The following is an 18,555-nucleotide window of genomic DNA, read 5'->3' as shown; positions in this document are numbered from 1 at the left end:
GCTCGTGCGGCATCTGTGCCTAGCGGCCCCTGAACGCGGGTGCGCGCTTTTCTCTCGCCGCGAGCCGGCCCTCCGCCGCATCCTCCGAGTTCACCGCGAGCGCCACCGCGTTGAGTTCCTGAGCAAGAAACTCTTCCATGCTGCCCGTGTTCAACCTGAACAACTGCTTGGTCAGCCCGAGCGAAAAAGTCGGGCCGGCCGCAAGCTCGCCAGCCAGCTTTTCGGCAGCCGCATCGAGGTCGCCGTCTTCGACGAGATGACTCGCCAGACCCATATCGAGCGCTTCCTTGCCGCTCAGCCGGCGATTCAGATACATGATTTCCTTCGCGCGAAACTCGCCGCAATGACGGGCGAGCAGATGCACCATGCCACCTTCAGGCAAGGTGGCGCGCATCAGGAATGCGGGAATGAACTGCGCGGTGTCGGAAACGACGAGCTGGTCCGCGCACAGCGCAAAGCTCCATGCAATTCCCACCGCCACACCCCGTACCGCCGCGACCATCGGCTTGTTGAGGTTGTACAACCGCAGCGCGATCTTCTGGTACACCGCCATCGATGCACGTGCGTGCGCCACGCTCATCTGCGGCGGCGCGGCGCCGCTGCCCTTGATGTCGGCGCCGGCGCAAAAAGCGCGGCCTGCGCCGGTGAGGATCACCGCGCGAATCTCCGGGTCCTGTTCGATGCGATCGAGATGGCCGAGAATCAGGTGGAGCATCTCCGGCGTGAGCGCGTTGAGCTTCTCGGGGCGGTTCAGACACAGCGTCGCAACCGCGCCGTTCAATGTGAGTTCAACATCCATGATGTTCGGATCTTCGTTTGGGTTGCAGTGGTCGCTTCGAACGACGGGTCAACTGCCGCGAGCGTGCAGCCGGATCATCCCGTCGCCGAATGGCTCGTCGCGGCGCTTGAGCGCCTCCTTGAGGCCAACCGTTTCCATGTCTGCCTTGAATTGCGCGCGCCGCGGCCCCTGGCTCTGGTGAGCGCGGGCGTCGTTCTCGACCGCAATGCGTTGAAGCGTGCGCGAGCCGGCCAACTCCAGGCCGAGGTTGACGATGCGCTTATTCGCAGCCAACAGATCGGCATCGACGAACGACAGACGGCGCGCCAGCTCGTTCACCTCCGCGTCGAGCTGTTCTGCCGGCACCGCGTCCATGACCAGCCCAATCTTCGCGGCGTCGCGGCCCGTCAGCGAGTCGCCAGATAGCAGCAGACGTTTCGCCCACTGCGGGCCCACGTGATAGAACCACATATGCGCAGGCGGCGAGCCGTTCGCTCGCGTGGCGGGAAAACCGATCCTCGCATCGTCGGCGGCGATCACCATGTCGCACGCGAGCGCCAGGTCCGTGCCGCCCGCAAGACAGTTGCCATGCACCTGCGCGATGATCGGCTTGTGGATTTCGGCCATCAGATTGACCGTCTCCGACTGCCGCTCCATCGACCAGCAGTCGTCGTCGAAACTGCGAATCGTGCCGCGATAGTCACCCGGATCAACGGCGTCCGCGGCACGGTCCGAATACGTCGTCACGAGATCGTAGCCCGCGCAGAAATCGCGGCCGGCTCCCGACAGCACGATCACGTTCACCGATTTGCGGTCGTCGGCTTCGAGCAACGCCGCTTTGAGTTCCTGCAGTAGCGGATTGTTGATGGCGTTGCGCTTGTCCGGACGATTCAGCGTGATACGCGCAACCCGTTCCGCTACTTCGAACTTCACGCATTCCGAACTCTTTAGCCATTTGGCCATGGTCGATTCTCTCCAAATGAGGCGATTGCCGTTCACTGGGCAAACTGCTGGCGCAAGCTCACCTTGCTGATCTTGCCGGTCGGCAGTCTCGGCAGCTCCTCGACGAAGGCGATGGCCTTCGGACATTTGTAGCTCGCGATCAGGCCGCGGCAGAACTCGATCAGCTCGGCTTCGCCCGCTTGCTCGCCCCGCCGCAACACGACGATCGCTTTCACGCTTTCTCCCCACTTCTCGTGCGGCACGCCGATCACCGCCACGTCGATGACCGCCGGATGCTGCCCCAGTGCATCTTCGACTTCACGGCTATAAATGTTTTCGCCGCCGGAAATGATCATGTCCTTCTTGCGGTCGACGAGGAAGATGTAGCCGTCCTTGTCCTGGTAGCCCATGTCGCCCGAGCGGTACCAGCCGTCGCGCAGTGCTTCCACCGTCGCCACGCTGTTGTTCCAGTAGCCGCTCAACTGCGTCTGCGAGCGCAGCCAGACCTCGCCGGTCTGACCTTGCGGCAGATCGTTGCCGTGATCGTCGACGATGCGCAGGTCGATGCCGGGACACGGACGTCCCACCGATGCGAGGCGCCGTACCTGTTCCGGCGACCCTTGAGGCTTCACCTCGTGCGCAGGCAGCCAGCAGGCATTGCTCTCGGTCATACCGTACTGAACCGAAAACACGGGGCCGAGCACCTGAATGCCACGCGCAAGCAGTGGCGGCGGCACCGGTGCAGCCGCGGTGACGATGTTTTCGATGCTCGACACGTCATAGCTCGCCAGCTCCGGCACGTCGAGGACCGCCTGAAGCATGGCGGCAACCATGAACGTGAAGGTGATGCGTTCTTGCGCGATCGTCTCGAGCATTTGCTTCGGATCGAAGGCGCGATGGATGACCGTCGTGCCGCCCATCCACGCGACTGCATTGACGAAGCCGATCCCGCCGACATGAAACGCCGGCGTCGTCTGCAGCACACGCGTCTTGCCAGCAAACTCCGTCACGAGCGCGCAGCTTTCCGCGGTGACGCACATCGCATGGTGCGTGCGCACGACACCCTTGGGACGCCCTGTGGTGCCGCTCGTGTACATCAGATACGCGTAATCCTCGGGATTCGAGCGGATCGGCGGCCCTTCCACTGGGCCGGCTTCCATCACCGCCTCGAATGAAACGGCCCAATCAGGCGCGTCGCCGATGCAGATGTACTGCTCGATTCCGGGCAGTTGCGAACGCAGTCCGTCCACGACATCGGCATACTGAGCCTCGAAGACGAGCGCTTTGGGCGCCGCATCCTTCAGAATGTAGAGAATCTCCGCGGGCGCCAGCCGAAAATTGACGGTCGCGAGAATAAAGCCGGCCCACTCGCATGCACGGTAGGTCTCGTAGTACTCCGCGCAGTTCATTGCGAGGATTGCAACCCGATCCTGACGCCGCAGGCCGCGCTGATATAGCGCGCCCGAAAAGCGTCTTGCACGCTCCGCCAACTGAGCGTGCGTCAGACGCCGTTCCGCATATACGAGCGCCGTGTGGTCGGCATGCAAGCGAGCGTTTCGCTCGATCATCTCGCCAAGGGTTCTCATCTCAATCCCGTCGTTGTTGTGTCAGATCGTCTGTTAACCTGCGAGCGTCTGTGGATCGGCCAGCACGGTGCCGATGAATGCAGCGAAGCGCGCCGCGTCGGCTCCGTTGATCACGCGATGGTCGTAGCTGAGCGACAAGGGCAGCATCTTGCGCCAGCTGACGCCGCCGTCATCCGCCGGCGCGGCCGCCAGCCGGGTTTTAGTCACACCGAGAATCGCCACTTCAGGCGCATTGACGATAGGCGTAAACCCAGTCCCGCCGAAGCCGCCCAGCGAGCTGATCGAGAAGCAGCCCCCCGACATCTCTGCCATCGATAGTCCCTTTTCGCGGGCCTTCTGCGAAATTGCTGCAAGTTCCACCGAGAGTTCTTCGACACTCTTCCTGTCGCAATCGCGCAGCACCGGCACGAGCAATCCAAAGCGCGTGTCCACGGCGACCCCGATGTGGAAGTACTTCTTCAGAACGATGTTTTTGCCGTCACCGTCGAGCGACGCGTTGAATTGCGGGAACTCTTGCAAAGCCCGCACCACGGCTTTGATCAGGAAGACGAGCGGCGTCAGCTTGACCGCCGGATTCGCGTCGTTACGCGCCTTGCGATAGCTTTCGAGCGACGTAATATCGGCATCGTCATGATGGGTCACATGCGGAATCGTCAGCCAGTTGCGCGACAGGAAGGCTCCTGTGAGCTTCTGGATGCGCGACACCGGCTTGACCTCTACCTCGCCGAATTCGGCGAAATCGACCTGCGGCCATGGCGGCAAATGCGCACCAAATGCTGGGACTGCGGCCTCGCCCGAACCAGTATTCACGTTGGACTGCGCTCGGGCAGCTACGGATTCGACACTCATCGCGGATGCCTCTTCAAACGACTCTTGAATAAGGTGACCGGCCTGCGGCCAATCAGACGATTTCCGCCAGCACCGTGCCGACGGGATACACTTCGCCAACCTGGGCGACGATGCGCAGCGTGCCCGACGCCGGCGACTCGACCTCCTGAACCGATTTGTCGCTCTCGAGCGCGTAGAGAATCTGCCCTTCGCTCACGGTCGCGCCGTCTTCCGCCAGCCATTCGGCCAGCGTGCCTTCATTCATGGAAAAGCCCAGTTTGGGCAGCAGAACTTGTGTGGTCATGAGCTTGCTCTATTGATGATGGAAATTCCGGGAGCGCGTGCTTGTCATTTCAGCGTCGCGCGAACCGCCGCTTCGATGTCTGCCACGCCCGGCGCGAACGCGTCTTCGAGCGGCTTGGAGAACGGCACGGGGCAGAATTGCGCGCCCACGCGCTGCACCGGCGCCTTGAGTTCGCGAAAGAGGGCCTCGTAGATGCGAGATGCGATTTCAGCACCCACGCCGAACGGCTTGACGGCCTCGTGCACCACGACGGCGCGCCCTGTCTTGGCAACCGAAGTCAGGATGGTTTCGGTATCCAGAGGCGAGACCGTGCGCAAATCGATCACTTCGCAGGCGATCCCATCCTTGGCGAGCGCCTCCGCGGCGACCATGACCTCTTGCACGCGGCGGCTGTAACTGATCAACGTGACGTCCGTGCCTGCGCGCACGACGTTGGCCTTTCCAAGTGGAATCGCCACGCCGCGCTCCGGCGCATTGCCCGGGTTCCAGTAGGTCGGCATGTTCTCGATGAACAGACAAGGGTCGTCGTCGCGGATGCAGGACAGCATCAGGCCATACGCATCGGCAGGATTCGAAGGTGCGACCACCTTGATGCCGGCGACGTGCGCGAACCACGCTTCAAGGTAGTCCGCGTGCTGACCACCCGTGCCGAAGCCGGCACCGGTCATCGTGCGGATCACGATCGGCACATTGGTCTGTCCGCCCGACATGAAGCGCAGTTTCGCCGCGTGATTCACGATCATGTCCATCGCGACGGTCGTGAAGTTCATCAGCATGATTTCCGCCACCGGGCGCATGCCGACCATCGAAGCGCCGATTGCCGCACCGATGATGGCCTGCTCCGAGATCGGCGTCGAACGCACGCGCGAGGTGCCGTATTTCGACGACAGTCCCTTCGTTACGCCGACAATGCCGCCTTCCTGACCGTCGGCAACGTCTTCACCCAGCACGATCACGTTGACGTCGGCGGCCATTGCATCGTCGAGCGCGAAGTTGACGGCCTGGATAGTGTTGATGTTGGTTGGCATCTGGCTCATGCAAGCACCTCGTCCTTGAAGATGTCGCGACGAAGCTCAGCGACATCGGGATATTCGCTCGACAACGTGAATTCGACCGCAGCGTCGATCTGCGCCTCGTGCCCGGCTTCCATCGCAGCCAGTTGCTGTTCGGTCGCATGCTTTGCATCGATGAGCCACTGGCGGAAGAGCGGCACGGGATCCTTGGCGACCCAGGCCGCCTTTTCGTGCTTGTCCATGTACGCGTCCGGATCGCCAAATACATGGCCCTGAAAGCGGAACGTGTTCGCTTCGATGAGCGTCGGGCCGCCACCGTCGCGCGCACGCTCGACCGCCTCGCGCGCCGCCTTGTGCATCGCGATCGGATCGTTGCCGTTCACCGTCACGCCGGGCATCTGGTACGCGACGGCGCGTTGCGCGATATTGGACACGGAGGTGCCGTAAGCGTATTTGGTGTGCTCGGCGTAGCCGTTGTTCTGGCAGACGAAAATCACCGGCAGCTTCCAGACGGACGCCATGTTCAGTGACTCGTGGAACGCGCCGATGTTGGATGCGCCATCGCCGAAGTAAGCGACTGCCACGCGCCGTTCACCGCGAATCTGCGCGGCAAGCGCCAGGCCATTCGCAATTGGCATCGAACTGCCGACGATGCCGGTCGTGACCATCACGCCGGAAGCGGGATGGGTAACGTGCATCGGACCGCCCTTGCCCTTGCAGGTCCCGGTCACTCGTCCACCGAGTTCGGCCCAGAGTTCCTTGAGCGGCACACCTTTGGCGATCATGTCGTGAACACCGCGGTAGATCGTGCAGATGTAGTCGTCATCGGTGAGACACACCGACATCGCCGACGGAATCACTTCCTGCCCGCGCGGCGAGTAGTACGGCATGACCAGCTTGCCGGCCTTGATCACGGCGCGAAAGCGCTCATCGTTCTGCTTGATGAGTGTCATGCGCCTGTAGATGTCGACCAGGACTTCGCTGCTGGGCGGCTGATAGGCATTCATTCGTCACTCTCCTGTGTCACCAGATCTTTTGCGCGCCGCTCGAATGCAGCGCCGCGATGTAACCGAACACGAACGATGCGCCGATGCTGCTGCCGGCGCCCGGATAACACCGGCCAACCACGGATGCCGTGCAGTTGCCGGTGGCGTACAGCCCAGGGATTTGCGAACCGTCGTCCTTCAGCACACGTCCGAACTCGTCAGTCACGAGACCGCCTGCAGTGCCGACATCGCCTGGATACATGCGCACCGCGTAGAACGGGCCCTGCTCGATCGGCCCGAGATTCGGGTTCGGTTTGATGGTCGGGTCACCATGGCAGCGATCGAATGCACGCGAGCCGCGGCCGTAATCTTCGTCGACGCCCGTTTTGCAGAAGCCGTTGAAGCGCTGGACGGTCTTGAGCAGGCCAGCGCGATCGATGCCGCATTTCGCGGCTAGCTCTTCGAGCGTGTCGGCCTTGATCATGTATCCACTGTCGAGCCACTTCTGCGGAATCTGGCCCGGCATCGCGGTGCCCCACGGGTAATATTTGCGCTGGCGGCTGTCCATCACGACCCACGCGGGCACCGCCTTTCCCGTCTGCTTGTGGCGCTCGTACATGCGTTGACCGATCTCCATGTACGCTCCCGCTTCGTCGCAAAAGCGCTCGCCATCCTGATCGACCATGATCGAAAACGGCAGCGAGAGGTCGAGGTGATGCATGAACGGCAACGGCGAACCATCCGGAGCGCGCGCACCTTCCGGCAGTTCCTCGTTGGGGCCGAGCGACGTCACGACCCACCACGCTTCTTCCATGCAATCCACCGCGCCGCCGAGCGCGATCGCAGCTTGCAGGATTTCACCGGTATCGCCTGGATTCGCATTGGTCCAATCCGCGGACGACGGCTGCGGCTGGTACTTGCGGCGCATTTCAGCGTTGTGTGAAAAGCCACCCGTATTGAGCAGCACGCCCTGACGAGCGCGCACGCGCAACTCGCGGCCGCTGCGCACTGCGACAATGCCGACCACACGTCCGTCCTCGACGATGAACTCGCGCACTGGCGTGTCCGTCCAGATCGGCACGTTCGCGCGCAGCGCCATCTGAAGCATGCGCCCCTGAATCGCCGCACCGTTCGCCACGAGCTCCTTGCCGGTGATCTTCTGGTAAAGCATGCGGCCGCCGAGCTGCATCGCCTTGCGCTTGCCGCCCCACGTCCGCTTCATCAGAAACAGTGTCGGGTACTCGTCCGAGTTGGCTGGCATCGACGGGCCTTTATAGCGCGACAAGCGCGGCGCCCATTCGCCCAGTTCCTTCACGTCGAACAACTTCGCCAATAGCGAGCGGCCACGGGGCTCCCCGCCGGGCAGCGTGTCGTAGTAATCGGACCAGCCGTCCGCGTACACGAACTGCATCCCCTGCTGCTCGAGAAACTCGGCCATCTTCGGCCCGGTGCGCAGGTAAGCCTCGCGTCGCGCATGCGAGGTGCCCGGACCATGATACGTCACCGCGGCGTCGAAGTACTGCCGTGCGCGCTCATACGAATCGCTTACGCCGTGGCGCTTCATCACGTGATTGTTCGGCAGCCACCAGACACCGCCCGAATAGCCGGTCGAGCCACCGACCTTCGCCTGCTTCTCGATGATCAGCGCTTCCTTGCCCACCGACTTGCAGGCAAGCGCCGCACACATCGAACCACCGCCGCTGCCGACCACCACGAAGTCGTACGTTGCGTCCCAGCTCGTCGACATCACTCCTCCCGCGCGATGAATTCGCGCAGCGCGCGATGGAAGTTCGAAACCGACGTTTCCTGCAGCGGATTCGTGCGCGAACCCTTGAAGCCGCGCGACTTCATCCCCTGCTGCACGTTGGTCATGTTCTGGAAGTCCTGCCACAGGATCAGGCCGAAGTTTTCCTGAGCGTTCTCTTTCCAGTCATCAACACCGTAGTAGAACTCGCGCTTGAGCGGCGGCTCCGCGCCCGGCGCGAAGCGCTGCAGCGACCAGATGTCGTAGATGCACGAATCGGGGTTATCGCCGTCCGGGCGTGCGCGGTAAAAGAGCGCGCCGTCGGGGTACGGAAGAAACACGAGGTTCGGGAAGACATGCCAGTCCGCTCCCGCGCGACCGAGTTGCTCGAAAGTGATCTCCGGCCAGCCGGCGCCCTCGGCGATCGCCGCTTCGCGCTGGAAATCCATTGCCTTTGCGAGGACTTCGAACTGGTTACCCGAGGGCGACATTTCCGTCATCAGCCGCTTCGCCGCTTCGTAGTCGCGCGCGGTATTGATTGCTTTCAGGGTCTCTTCCATCACACGGAAGAAGTTGACGAGACCCTGACGCACGTCCTCCGGCATCGGCTTGCCGGTTCGCGGTGACGGCGCGCCGATCATGCGCGTGGCCGTCGAGTAGCCGAACATGCCGTGGCGGCCGTAGGCAAAGCTTCGCGTTACGTCATCTCCCGCGACATCCAGCAACTGAGGATGTGTTGCCGCGACGTGATAACCCTCGGTGAACGCTTCGAGTGCAACCTTCCAGTTGCACGGAAGACGAATCGACTTGTACCAGCGGTAGCGCATCTTCTCGAACTCGAAGCAGTTCGTGATCTCCGGTACCGGATCGAGGAATTTAGCGAGCGGCTCCGCGTTCGGGTCCATGTTGATGAACACGAAGCCGCCCCACGTGTCCACCAGAACATCGGTGAGACGCAGATCACCGTCAGTCATTTCCTCGCAGCCGGCCCAGTCGTCACGATCGAGCACGCGCGCGACGCCGCCATCCAGATTCCACTGCCATCCGTGATAGGCACAGTGAAATTTCGAGGCCTTGCTGCTGCCGTTGGTCAAGCGACGGCCACGATGCTGACAGACGTTGAAAAAGGCCTTGATCTGATCGGCCGCCGTTCGCACCACGATGATCGATTCGCCGGCCACGTCGAAGGTGACGTAGTCGCCGACGTTGGGAATTTCTTCCAGCCGACATGCAACCTGCCACACGTGCGGCCACAGGCGCTCGTTCTCCCGCTCGAGAAATTGCTTCGACAGGTAACTGTCCTTCGGCACAAAATCGAGACGGACCGTGTGTTCACCCGAATCGGGACCTCTGTTACCCATTGCTATCTCCTTCGTGATGTGGCCGGCGTAGGCGCCGGTTCCGACTCTTTATGTTGTGGCCGGGTGGTTCGCAATCGATATGCAACGACCGGTTCAATTGTTGTGAACGGCGTTCAGATGCTAGGCTGACGCCCGGATTGCTGTCAATCCGGGCGAACGTCAATCGAGCGCTGCGGTCAGCGCCGGAACAGCTTCGAACAGGTCCGCACTGAGACCGTAGTCGGCCACCTGAAAGATCGGTGCCTCTGCGTCTTTATTAATCGCGACGATGACCTTCGAATCCTTCATGCCGGCGAGGTGCTGAATCGCTCCCGAGATGCCCACCGCGATATACAACTGAGGCGCGACGATCTTGCCCGTCTGACCGACCTGATAATCGTTCGGCACGAAGCCGGCGTCGACCGCCGCACGCGACGCGCCCACGGCCGCACCAAGCTTGTCCGCAAGCGCGTCGAGGAGCTTGAAGTTGTCACCGTTCTGCATGCCACGGCCGCCCGACACCACGATGTTTGCCGCCGCAAGCTCTGGCCGGCTCGATTTCGTGAGTTCCTGCCCGACAAAACGGGCCTTATCGAAAGCCGGCGCCGATGCAACAGCGCGTGACGGCGCGGCGGTCGAACCGGTCGCTGCAGCATCAAACGCGGTCGGGCGAATGGTGATGACTTTGATCGGGTCGGACGATTGCACTGTTGCTAGTGCATTGCCGGCATAGATCGGACGCACGAAAACATCGGCAGCCTTGAAGGCAACGACATCGGAAATCTGCGCGCTATCGAGCAGCGCGGCCGCACGGGGCATGAAGTTTTTGCCCACCGCCGTGGACGCTGCGATCACGTGTGTATAAGCGCGGGCCAACGAGACCACGAGTGCGGCGAGGTTTTCCGGTAACCCGTGCGCGTATTCGGGTGCTTCCGCGACGAGCACTTCGGCGACACCGGCTACGTTCGCGGCTTGCTCGACGACGGCCGACGCGCCGTGGCCCGCCACCAGCACATGAATGTCGCCACCCACTGCGCCCGCCGCCGTGATGGCGTTGAGCGTGGCGCGCTTCAGGGTCGCATTGTCGTGTTCGGCGATAACGAGAATAGTCATGATTAGATCACCTTCGCTTCGTTTCGAAGCTTTTCAATCAGCGCTGCAACATCCGGAACCATCACACCGCCCTTGCGCGCCGGTGGCTCGGTCACTTCGAGAACCTTCAGGCGAGGCGCGACGTCAACGCCCAGCGCTTCAGGATTCAGCGTATCGAGAGGCTTCTTCTTCGCTTTCATGATGTTGGGCAGCGTCACATAGCGTGGACTGTTCAGGCGCAGATCGGTCGTGATCACCGCGGGCAGATCGAGAGCGACGCGTTCGAGACCGCCATCGATTTCACGCGTGACGAGCAGTTGCTGACCATCCACTTCCGTCTTGAACGCAAACGTCGCTTGCGGCCAGCCGAGCAATGCGGCGAGCTTCTGCCCGGTTTGACCAGCGTCGTTGTCGATGGCCTGCTTGCCGAGCAAGAACAGTTGCGGGTTTTCCCGCGCGGCTACGGCGGCCAGCAGCTTTGCGACCGCGAGCGGCTGCAGATCCGCATCGCTCTCCACTAGCACCGCACGATCCGCCCCCATGGCGAGTGCCGTACGCAGTACCTCCTGCGATTGCGCGGTGCCCGCCGATACCACGACGACTTCAGTCGCAACGCCTGCTTCCTTGAGGCGCACCGCCTCCTCCACCGCGATCTCGTCGAACGGGTTCATGGCCATTTTTACGTTGGCCAGATCGACGCCCGAGCCGTCGGACTTGACCCGAGGTTTCACGTTGTAGTCGATCACGCGCTTCACCGCGACCAGTATCTTCAATTTGACGCTCCGAACGCTTTGTTGAACAATGTTCTATATTCTGAACCGTTTTTTTTGTAGCTGTCAACGAGAAGAATGAGGAAAGCGTCACTCGGCGATCAATTCGACGCCCTTGTTCAACACCAAGGAGACGACAAATGAAGCTCTATCGATGTGAGCGTTTCGAAGGCATTGCGGGACTGGCGTTATGCGAGGAACCCGATCCGGCGCCACCTGGCGCTCATCAGGTATCGGTGCAGGTCAACGCGAGTTCGCTAAATTTCCGCGAGTTGCTGCTGATGAATGGAGCGTTTCGCGACTGGATGGCACCGAACTTCATTCCGGCCTCGGACGGCGCGGGGGTCGTGCTCGCGGTCGGCGCAAGTGTACGGCGCTTCAAACCGGGCGACCGGGTGATGGCCAATTTCGCGGAGAATTGGCACGGCGGAGCGCGCCCGCAACACGCAGATACTTTGGGCCGCGGCGCCATCGTCGAAGGGATGCTCCGCGACAAAGTCGTACTGAGTGAGGAAGAGCTGATTGGTGTTCCCGAGCACCTTTCCGACGAGGAAGCCGCGACACTGCCGTGCGCCGCCGTCACCGCATGGAACGCACTGTGTCAGCATGCGCCCCAGCTGCCGGGCCAGACCGTCCTCGTGCAAGGTTCCGGCGGCGTATCGATCTTCGCTCTGCAGCTAGCACGTCTTTTCGGCGCCCGGGTGATCGCCACTTCGTCCAGCGAATCGAAACTGAAACGCCTGGCCGAACTGGGCGCAGACGCGACCATCAACTACCGCGACACGCCCAATTGGGAAGACGCCGTGCTGCGCCTGACCAATGGCCTTGGGGTCGATCTCGTCGTCGAGGTGGGCGGGGCTCAAACGTTCGGCAAGTCGGTTGCTTGCACACGGGACGGCGGCCGGATCAGCGTCGTCGGGCTGCTGACCGGTGCCCCCTCCCCCAGCGAGGGATTCTTCGCGCGCGGACTGACGATCGCACCGATCCGCGTCGGCTCCCGCCAGGACTTCGAATCGATGAACCGCGCAATCGCATTGCACAAACTGCGGCCGGTGATCGACTCGGTCTATGACTTCGCGCATGTACCGGATGCGCTTCGGCACCTCAAAAGCCAGAAACATTTCGGCAAGATCGTCATTCGCCACCAGTAATCAGCCTTCCCATCATTCACGGGAGTCAGACAATGAAACTCTTTTCACTGGAAGGACAAATCGCGCTCGTCACGGGCGCATCGCGCGGTCTCGGCTTTGCGATGGCGAGCGCCTTGGCGTCTGCGGGCGCGCGCGTGATTCTTTGTGCGCGATCGCGCGCGAGCCTCGAGACCGCGGCGGAGTCGATTCGCAAAACGGGCGGCACCGTCGATATCGAACCGTTCGATCTCACCGATCACAATGCGATCAGAAACGGCGTGCGCAACGTTCTCGCTCGTCACGGCCGCATCGACGTACTGCTCAACAACGCGGGCATTTGCGAGTGGAGCGATTTTCTCCAGTCGAGCGTCGATATGTGGCAAAGAACGATGGATACCAACGTCACGGCCGCATACCTGCTCGCGCAGGAAGTGGCGCGCCCGATGATCGAACGCGGACACGGACGCATCATCAACGTCGGGTCTTATGTGTCGGTGCTCGGCCGCGAGAAGCTTCAAGCGTACGTGGCCAGTAAGCACGCGGTTGCCGGACTCACGAAATCGCTCGGTGCGGAGCTGGGGCGACACGGCATTCGTTGCAACGGCATCTGCCCCGGCTACTTCCTCACGGATATGGCTGAGCCCGTCACATCGAATCCGCAAATGAAGGAGATCGTGCGCTCGCACATTTCGGTTGGCCGTTGGGGCAATCCCGAGGAACTAGGCGGCGTCGCCGTGTTTCTCGCGTCGCAGGCCAGCTCTTACATGAATGGCCAAATGCTGATGGTCGACGGCGGAGTCTCGGAGATCCTGAGCTTTTCGATGTCCGTGGTGTAGGGCCGAGCGGCCAGCGGGCCAACTTATTTGTGCTGCGAGGCGGTGCCGCGCGCAACGCGCGGCACCGCCACATACTCGCTACCGCAGCGTGACCTCGCCGCTACAAGCTTCGACGTTCGCCGAACCAGCCGCTCCCCCCCTCGCCACCGCCTTGCGCGAAATTCCCTGCAGAAGAAAATGCGACAGCGCCGGGATCAAGATCAGCGCACCGATCATGTTCCACAGGAACATGAACGTTAGCAGGATGCCCATGTCGGCCTGAAACTTGATCGGTGAAAAGGCCCATGTCACAACGCCGGCAGCCAGCGTCACGCCGACCAGCGCCACGACCTTGCCCGTGAACTGCACCGCATGACGATAAGCTACGCGCAGCGGCTGCCCCGCACGCTGATACGCGAGCTGCACGCTCAGCAGATAGAGCGCATAGTCGACGCCAATCCCCACGCCCAGCGCGATCACCGGCAGCGTCGCCACCTTCACGCCGATGCCGAGCTTGACCATCAGCGCCTCGCACAGCACCGAGGTGATTCCGAGCGGCACGACGGCCACCACGACCGCGCGCCAGCTGCGGAACGTGATGAAGCACAGCAGGATCACCGCCGCATACACCATGAACAGCATGGTGCGGTTCGCTTTTGCGACGACCACGTTCGTCACTGCATCGATGCCAGCCGAGCCGGCAACCATCAGGAACTGGTGGTCGGCGTCGCTATGTTCTTTCGCGAATGCCTCCGCCGCCTCCATGACACGCGAGAGCGTCGCGGCTTTGTGATCGGTCAGATAGGCGATCACGGGCGCCGTGCCGCAAGTTTGGCTCAGTAGGTCCGGATGATCGAGCAGGATCTGCCACACCGTCTTGTTGACGATCGAAGGCACGCGGTCGACCGTGTACCACTTCGGGTAGCCCTCGTAGAAGCCCGCCGTCACCCAGCGCGCGAGGCCACCGACCGAAGTCGTCGTCTGCACGCCCGGCACGTTGCGCAGTGTGGCTTCGAGTCGGTCAGCCTCGAGAACGAGCGGGAAATTGTTGGCGTCGCAAGTGCCGTGCGACGACTTGCCAACCACGACGAAAAGATCGCTCGACAGGCCGAAATGCGCATTGACGTAGGCGTTGTCGAGGTTGTAGCGCGAGTCTGGACGAAGCTCAGGCGCGCCCGAATCGAGGTCGCCGATCTGCAGATGCTGACTGATCGACCAGCCGAACGCCGTGAGTGCCGCCGCGCAAACGATCGCACCCACGGCCCAGCGGCGTTCGGTGAAGCGGTCGAGCAGGTTCCACAGCGCGCCTGCCGACGAGGTTCCGCGCGCCTCGTTCTGCTCGCCGCGCACGCTGCGTCGTGCCGCTGACGGACTGACGCCAATGTATGAAAGCAGTACCGGCAGCAGCAGCAGATTCGTGAACACGAGCACGCCCACGCCAACGCTCGCCGTGAACGCCAGATCCTTGATCACCGGAATGTCGATGACCATCAGCACCGCGAAGCCAACCACGTCCGCGAGCAACGCCGTGAGACCGGCGAGGAAAAGCCGCCGGAACGTGTAGCGTGCCGCCACGTAGCGATGGGTGCCGCGCCCGATGTCCTGCGTGATCCCGTTCATCTTCTGTGCGCCATGCGATACGCCGATGGCGAAAACGAGGAACGGGACCAGTACCGAATAGGGATCGAGCACATAGCCGAGCGAGCGAATGATGCCGAGCTGCCAGACGACGGCAATCAGCGAACATGCCACCACCAGCAGCGTGCTGCGATAGCAGCGCGTGTACAGAAAGATCACGCCGAGCGCAATCGCCGCGGCCACGCCGAAGTACATCGCCACCAGCTTGAGGCCGTCGATCAGGTCGCCGATCAGCTTCGCGAAGCCCACCACGTGCACGTGCACCTCGCCGTGACCCTCCTTCTTGATGACCTCGTCGATCTGGTGCGAGAGCTTCGCGTAGTCGAGCGCCTTGCCGGTATCGGCATAGTGATCGAGCAGGGGCAACTGGATCATGCTCGAATGCAGATCATTCGACACGATGCTGCCCACGATGTTTGCGCGCGCTACGTTCGTGCGCAGCTGTGCGATGGCCTGTGCGGACGCGTCGAAGCCGTCCGGCATCACCGGGCCGCCCGCGAAGCCATTCTCCGTGACCACGTTCCAGCGCACGATCGGCATCCAGATCGACTTCACGCCAGGACGGTCGACGCCCGGAATCAGAAACAACGCATCATTGACGCGTCGCAGCGCGGCAAGATACTTCGGATCGTAGATGTCGCCCGAGGGATTCTCGACGACGATCCGCAGCGAATTGCCGAGCCCTTTAAGGTCCGCCTTGTTGGCGAGATAGTTCTTGATGTACGGATGCGACAGCGGAATCATCTTCTCGAAGCTCGCATTCACATCGAGACGCAGCGCCTGAAACCCTAGCACCGCCGTGATGATCGCGCAGATGACGATGAGCCAGGGACGGCGGTTGAAGATCAACCGTTCAAGCGCGTTGCCTGAACGTGAATCGAACTGGGCAAGATCCGCCACAACGGGCATCTTGTCGAATTGGGCATTGTTGCCGCCAGCCATGTCTGCTCCCTTTTAGTTCGACTTCGACAATGTGATCCGCGACAGGCCGGCCGCGCCCGCCAGCACCGCGGTGTCGCCGCGCAACGCCATCGCGAAGATGCCGCCCGGCTGGCTCGCGCGAAGTTTTTGAAACGTTGCCCCCTGATCGGCGCTCTCCAGCAGCTCACCCGCCTGGGTCGCGAGAAGAAGGTTACCGTTCGGCAGTTCAGCCGACGCCAGGATGCTCGCGCCGGTCGGCAGCGTGATCTTGTCCCAGGTCGCGCCGCTGTCGATGGAGCGATATGCGTTGCCGAGCAGACCGTAGACGATCAACGCGTTGCCCGTGGAAGCGAGACCGAAGAGGCTGCCCTTCGAGGGCGTAGGAACCGCGACGAAACGCTGCTTGCCGGGGTCGAGCTTGAGCAGCAGCCCCTGTTCGCCCACGATATAAAGCGTTCCGTTGATACGGCGCATTGCATGCAGGTTCAACGCGTTGGGATTGTCGACGCGATCGAACCAGGGCACCCAGTTCTTGCCGCCGTCGTCGGTGTGAAAAATGATGTTGAACGAGCCGATGACCCAGCCCGAACGCTCATCATCAAACCAGACGTCGAGGAAAGGACGTCCCCCCTGGTCTGCTTCGAAGCGCTCTGCCTCTTCGCGCGACGCCTTCAGATCGGGGGAATCGCCCTGCTGCTTCGCGTAGTAGGCGCTCATCAGCTTCGCCGCCTGCTGGCCGTCGAGCTGCCGCGTCCAGGTATTGCCGCCGTCGGTGGTGTGCAGCACCTCGCCGTCGTGTCCGACCGCCCAGCCGAGCGCGGCCGACTTGAACGTGACAGCGACCAGATCCGAACTCACCGGCACCTGGACCTGGCGCCAGTGCATGGCCATGTCGTCCGAAACCAGAATCGCCCCGCGCGGGCCTACCGCGACCAGACGCTGTCCGGCCTGGGCCAACGCGATCAGCGGTTCATGCGCGGCCTGCAGGTTGATCACGGCAGGCGAACGCATCGGATCGGCGAATTCGGCATGGACCGACCCGCTGGCGGCGCATGCCGCCGCGACGAGTGCCAGCCAACGAAACAGGGTATTGCGCATTGTGTCTCCTTCACAGTAACTGGCGATCGGTCACGCGAACAGTCCTGGATTTTTTTAAAACTTCTCTGTGCGCCATGCGATACCCGGCATGGCGCACGTACTGCGCCTTTCCTTGCACCTGTATCGGCTATCGCACGCCGGTCGACTGCATATGCTCAGGTGTAAAGAAGTCCTTCGTGAAGCTCGCGTTGAACATGATCCCAGGCGACTCCGCCGGATGGCTGCCGAAAATATAGATGCCGCTGTTGAAGTCGTAGAACCAGTTGCCCAGCGAATACGGCACCTTGTAGTCGTATGCAGGCGCCGTGGTCTCGAAGCCACCTCGATACAGCTTGCCGGACTGGTCATAGGCATCCATCATTCCGCCGCCACCGTCTTCGTCGAAATAGAGCGTCTTCTTGCCATACACGTGACGCGAGCCCTGCTTGAGCGCCAGGTCGACGACCCACACACGGTGCAATTCCCAGCGCACATGATCCGGGCTGACGAAATGCGGCGTGAGGATCTTGCTCGCCGGCGTTTCATACTGTTGCTGGTAGTCGTTGTACGGGATGTACATCTCCTTCTTGCCGACGAGCTTCGCGTCCCAGCGATCGATGCGTCCGTAGAACAACTGGATGTCGTCCATCGTGATCGCGCCCGAATAGCCAGGGTTCGGCGTGTCGTAGGCAAGGTCAGGCGCCACGCGCACGCGGCGCTGACCGGGGTTGTATTCCCACGATTGCTGGTTGTGATCGGCCGTATCGGTGAAGAACCAGTAGAGCGTGGTGTCGCCGATCATTCGCGCCGGTGCAACGAAATCGTTGTTGATGTATTGCCAGATGGCGAGACCGCCCTTCTTCCTGAATTCGCCTTCCTGTTTCAGATCGAAATATGGGTAGTACAGTGAGCTCTTGAATTGCGCGGCGAGGATCGGCGTGCCTCTCGAATCAACCAGCCACGTCTTCACGTTGTTGCGCTGGGCCGTACCCACGTAGCGCAGTTCCCAGTTCCACAATGCTTCCTGACCGTTCTTCGGCACCGGGAACGGCTTGCCGCCGAACGCATCGGAAACGAACAGGCCATTCTTTTCGAGCTTCGCGTTCTGCGCGTTCTTTTCCGAATTCTCGAGATACCAGTCCGGATACGACACCGAGCGATGGGTCGGATAGACGTCCATCCGATAGGTCGGATAACGCTTGAACAGCTCGATCGAACTCGCGCTCAGCTTGTCCGCGTACTGCTGAGAGTTCTGGTTAGTGATTTGCAGCACTGCCTTCTCATCCGGGAACGGGTCTGCCCACTTGCCAGAATCTGCCTTGAATCCGGTCGGAAACTGTGTGATACCGCCTGTGTAGGCGGGAATCGTCCCGTCCTTGTTCCCGGCGACTTCGGCCCCGAAAGGCGTGATCCCGTTTTCGATCGCATTCGACATCGGCGCGGCGCAAATTGCTGCAGCAAGCGCGAACGCGTTAATCAACAGCCGGTGCTTCTTCAAAACTGTCTCCATCACTTTCCAGATTGATCCAATACCAAAAGCAACCACACTACTTTCGATGCGTGCGACTCGATCCAGCCACTGCTGGTGAGA

General features: G+C 61.8%; 16 protein-coding genes. 2 read left to right on the top strand and 14 right to left on the bottom strand.

The features are described 5' to 3' along the window. Positions 1 to 19: 19 nt before the first annotated feature. The 11 genes from AB3X94_RS13110 to AB3X94_RS13060 form a co-directional block, all read right to left on the bottom strand. Positions 20 to 799 carry an enoyl-CoA hydratase/isomerase family protein gene (locus AB3X94_RS13110; protein WP_368611751.1) on the bottom strand — a complete coding sequence of 260 codons (780 nt, stop codon included), beginning with the start codon at positions 797 to 799 and terminating at the stop codon, positions 20 to 22. 48 nt (positions 800 to 847) lie between these two features. Continuing rightward, positions 848 to 1,741 (bottom strand): crotonase/enoyl-CoA hydratase family protein, encoded by an 894-nt coding sequence (locus AB3X94_RS13105; protein ID WP_368611750.1) that lies wholly within the window; start codon positions 1,739 to 1,741, stop codon positions 848 to 850. Positions 1,742 to 1,773: 32 nt separating this feature from the next. Then, positions 1,774 to 3,306, bottom strand: a complete 1,533-nt coding sequence (locus tag AB3X94_RS13100; protein WP_368611749.1) for a class I adenylate-forming enzyme family protein — start codon at positions 3,304 to 3,306, stop codon at positions 1,774 to 1,776. A gap of 33 nt (positions 3,307 to 3,339) precedes the next feature. Next, positions 3,340 to 4,254, bottom strand: a complete 915-nt coding sequence (locus tag AB3X94_RS13095; RefSeq protein ID WP_246392293.1) for a 2-oxo acid dehydrogenase subunit E2 — start codon at positions 4,252 to 4,254, stop codon at positions 3,340 to 3,342. Then, positions 4,208 to 4,438, bottom strand: coding sequence for a biotin/lipoyl-containing protein (locus AB3X94_RS13090; RefSeq protein WP_152851317.1), 231 nt, complete (start codon positions 4,436 to 4,438; stop codon positions 4,208 to 4,210). Before AB3X94_RS13090 ends, AB3X94_RS13095 begins: the two co-directional genes overlap by 47 nt. Before the next feature lie 44 nt (positions 4,439 to 4,482). Beyond that, a complete protein-coding gene (locus AB3X94_RS13085) occupies positions 4,483 to 5,475 on the bottom strand; it encodes an alpha-ketoacid dehydrogenase subunit beta (protein ID WP_176122696.1) in 993 nt (330 codons plus the stop codon). Beyond that, the gene (locus AB3X94_RS13080) at positions 5,472 to 6,458 is read right to left on the bottom strand and encodes a thiamine pyrophosphate-dependent dehydrogenase E1 component subunit alpha (protein WP_176111356.1); all 987 of its coding nucleotides are present in this window, start codon (positions 6,456 to 6,458) and stop codon (positions 5,472 to 5,474) included. The genes AB3X94_RS13085 and AB3X94_RS13080 overlap by 4 nt, the downstream gene beginning before the upstream one ends. A 16-nt stretch (positions 6,459 to 6,474) precedes the next feature. After that, entirely contained in the window at positions 6,475 to 8,184 is a 1,710-nt protein-coding gene (locus tag AB3X94_RS13075) for an FAD-binding protein (protein ID WP_368611748.1), read from the bottom strand. Further along, positions 8,184 to 9,542: an SRPBCC family protein gene (locus tag AB3X94_RS13070; RefSeq protein ID WP_368611746.1), complete on the bottom strand. Its 1,359-nt coding sequence runs from the start codon at positions 9,540 to 9,542 to the stop codon at positions 8,184 to 8,186. Before AB3X94_RS13070 ends, AB3X94_RS13075 begins: the two co-directional genes overlap by 1 nt. A 159-nt stretch (positions 9,543 to 9,701) precedes the next feature. Beyond that, positions 9,702 to 10,634 carry an electron transfer flavoprotein subunit alpha/FixB family protein gene (locus AB3X94_RS13065; protein ID WP_368611745.1) on the bottom strand — a complete coding sequence of 311 codons (933 nt, stop codon included), beginning with the start codon at positions 10,632 to 10,634 and terminating at the stop codon, positions 9,702 to 9,704. 2 nt (positions 10,635 to 10,636) lie between these two features. Further along, complete coding sequence (locus tag AB3X94_RS13060) at positions 10,637 to 11,386, bottom strand: electron transfer flavoprotein subunit beta/FixA family protein (protein WP_176111360.1); 750 nt, start codon at positions 11,384 to 11,386, stop codon at positions 10,637 to 10,639. Between the two features lie 137 nt (positions 11,387 to 11,523). Between AB3X94_RS13060 and AB3X94_RS13055 the strand changes: the two genes are divergently transcribed. Next, on the top strand, positions 11,524 to 12,534 hold the full coding sequence (locus AB3X94_RS13055) for an NAD(P)-dependent alcohol dehydrogenase (protein WP_368611744.1): 1,011 nt from the start codon (positions 11,524 to 11,526) through the stop codon (positions 12,532 to 12,534). Positions 12,535 to 12,566: 32 nt separating this feature from the next. After that, on the top strand, positions 12,567 to 13,349 hold the full coding sequence (locus tag AB3X94_RS13050) for an SDR family oxidoreductase (protein ID WP_176111362.1): 783 nt from the start codon (positions 12,567 to 12,569) through the stop codon (positions 13,347 to 13,349). 78 nt (positions 13,350 to 13,427) lie between these two features. Here AB3X94_RS13050 and AB3X94_RS13045 read toward each other — a convergent pair whose 3' ends face one another. The 3 genes from AB3X94_RS13045 to AB3X94_RS13035 form a co-directional block, all read right to left on the bottom strand. Then, positions 13,428 to 15,908: an RND family transporter gene (locus AB3X94_RS13045; protein WP_368611743.1), complete on the bottom strand. Its 2,481-nt coding sequence runs from the start codon at positions 15,906 to 15,908 to the stop codon at positions 13,428 to 13,430. A gap of 12 nt (positions 15,909 to 15,920) precedes the next feature. Beyond that, complete coding sequence (locus tag AB3X94_RS13040) at positions 15,921 to 16,985, bottom strand: YCF48-related protein (protein ID WP_176111364.1); 1,065 nt, start codon at positions 16,983 to 16,985, stop codon at positions 15,921 to 15,923. A 127-nt stretch (positions 16,986 to 17,112) separates the two neighbouring features. Then, positions 17,113 to 18,462 carry a DUF1329 domain-containing protein gene (locus AB3X94_RS13035; protein WP_368611742.1) on the bottom strand — a complete coding sequence of 450 codons (1,350 nt, stop codon included), beginning with the start codon at positions 18,460 to 18,462 and terminating at the stop codon, positions 17,113 to 17,115. Positions 18,463 to 18,555: the final 93 nt, after the last annotated feature.

It is taken from the genome of Paraburkholderia sp. BR10923 (genome assembly GCF_040948765.1).
GTDB lineage: Bacteria > Pseudomonadota > Gammaproteobacteria > Burkholderiales > Burkholderiaceae > Paraburkholderia > Paraburkholderia youngii.
The sequence above is the reverse complement of the archived record's forward strand: the minus strand, read 5'-3'. Positions and strand labels throughout refer to the sequence as shown.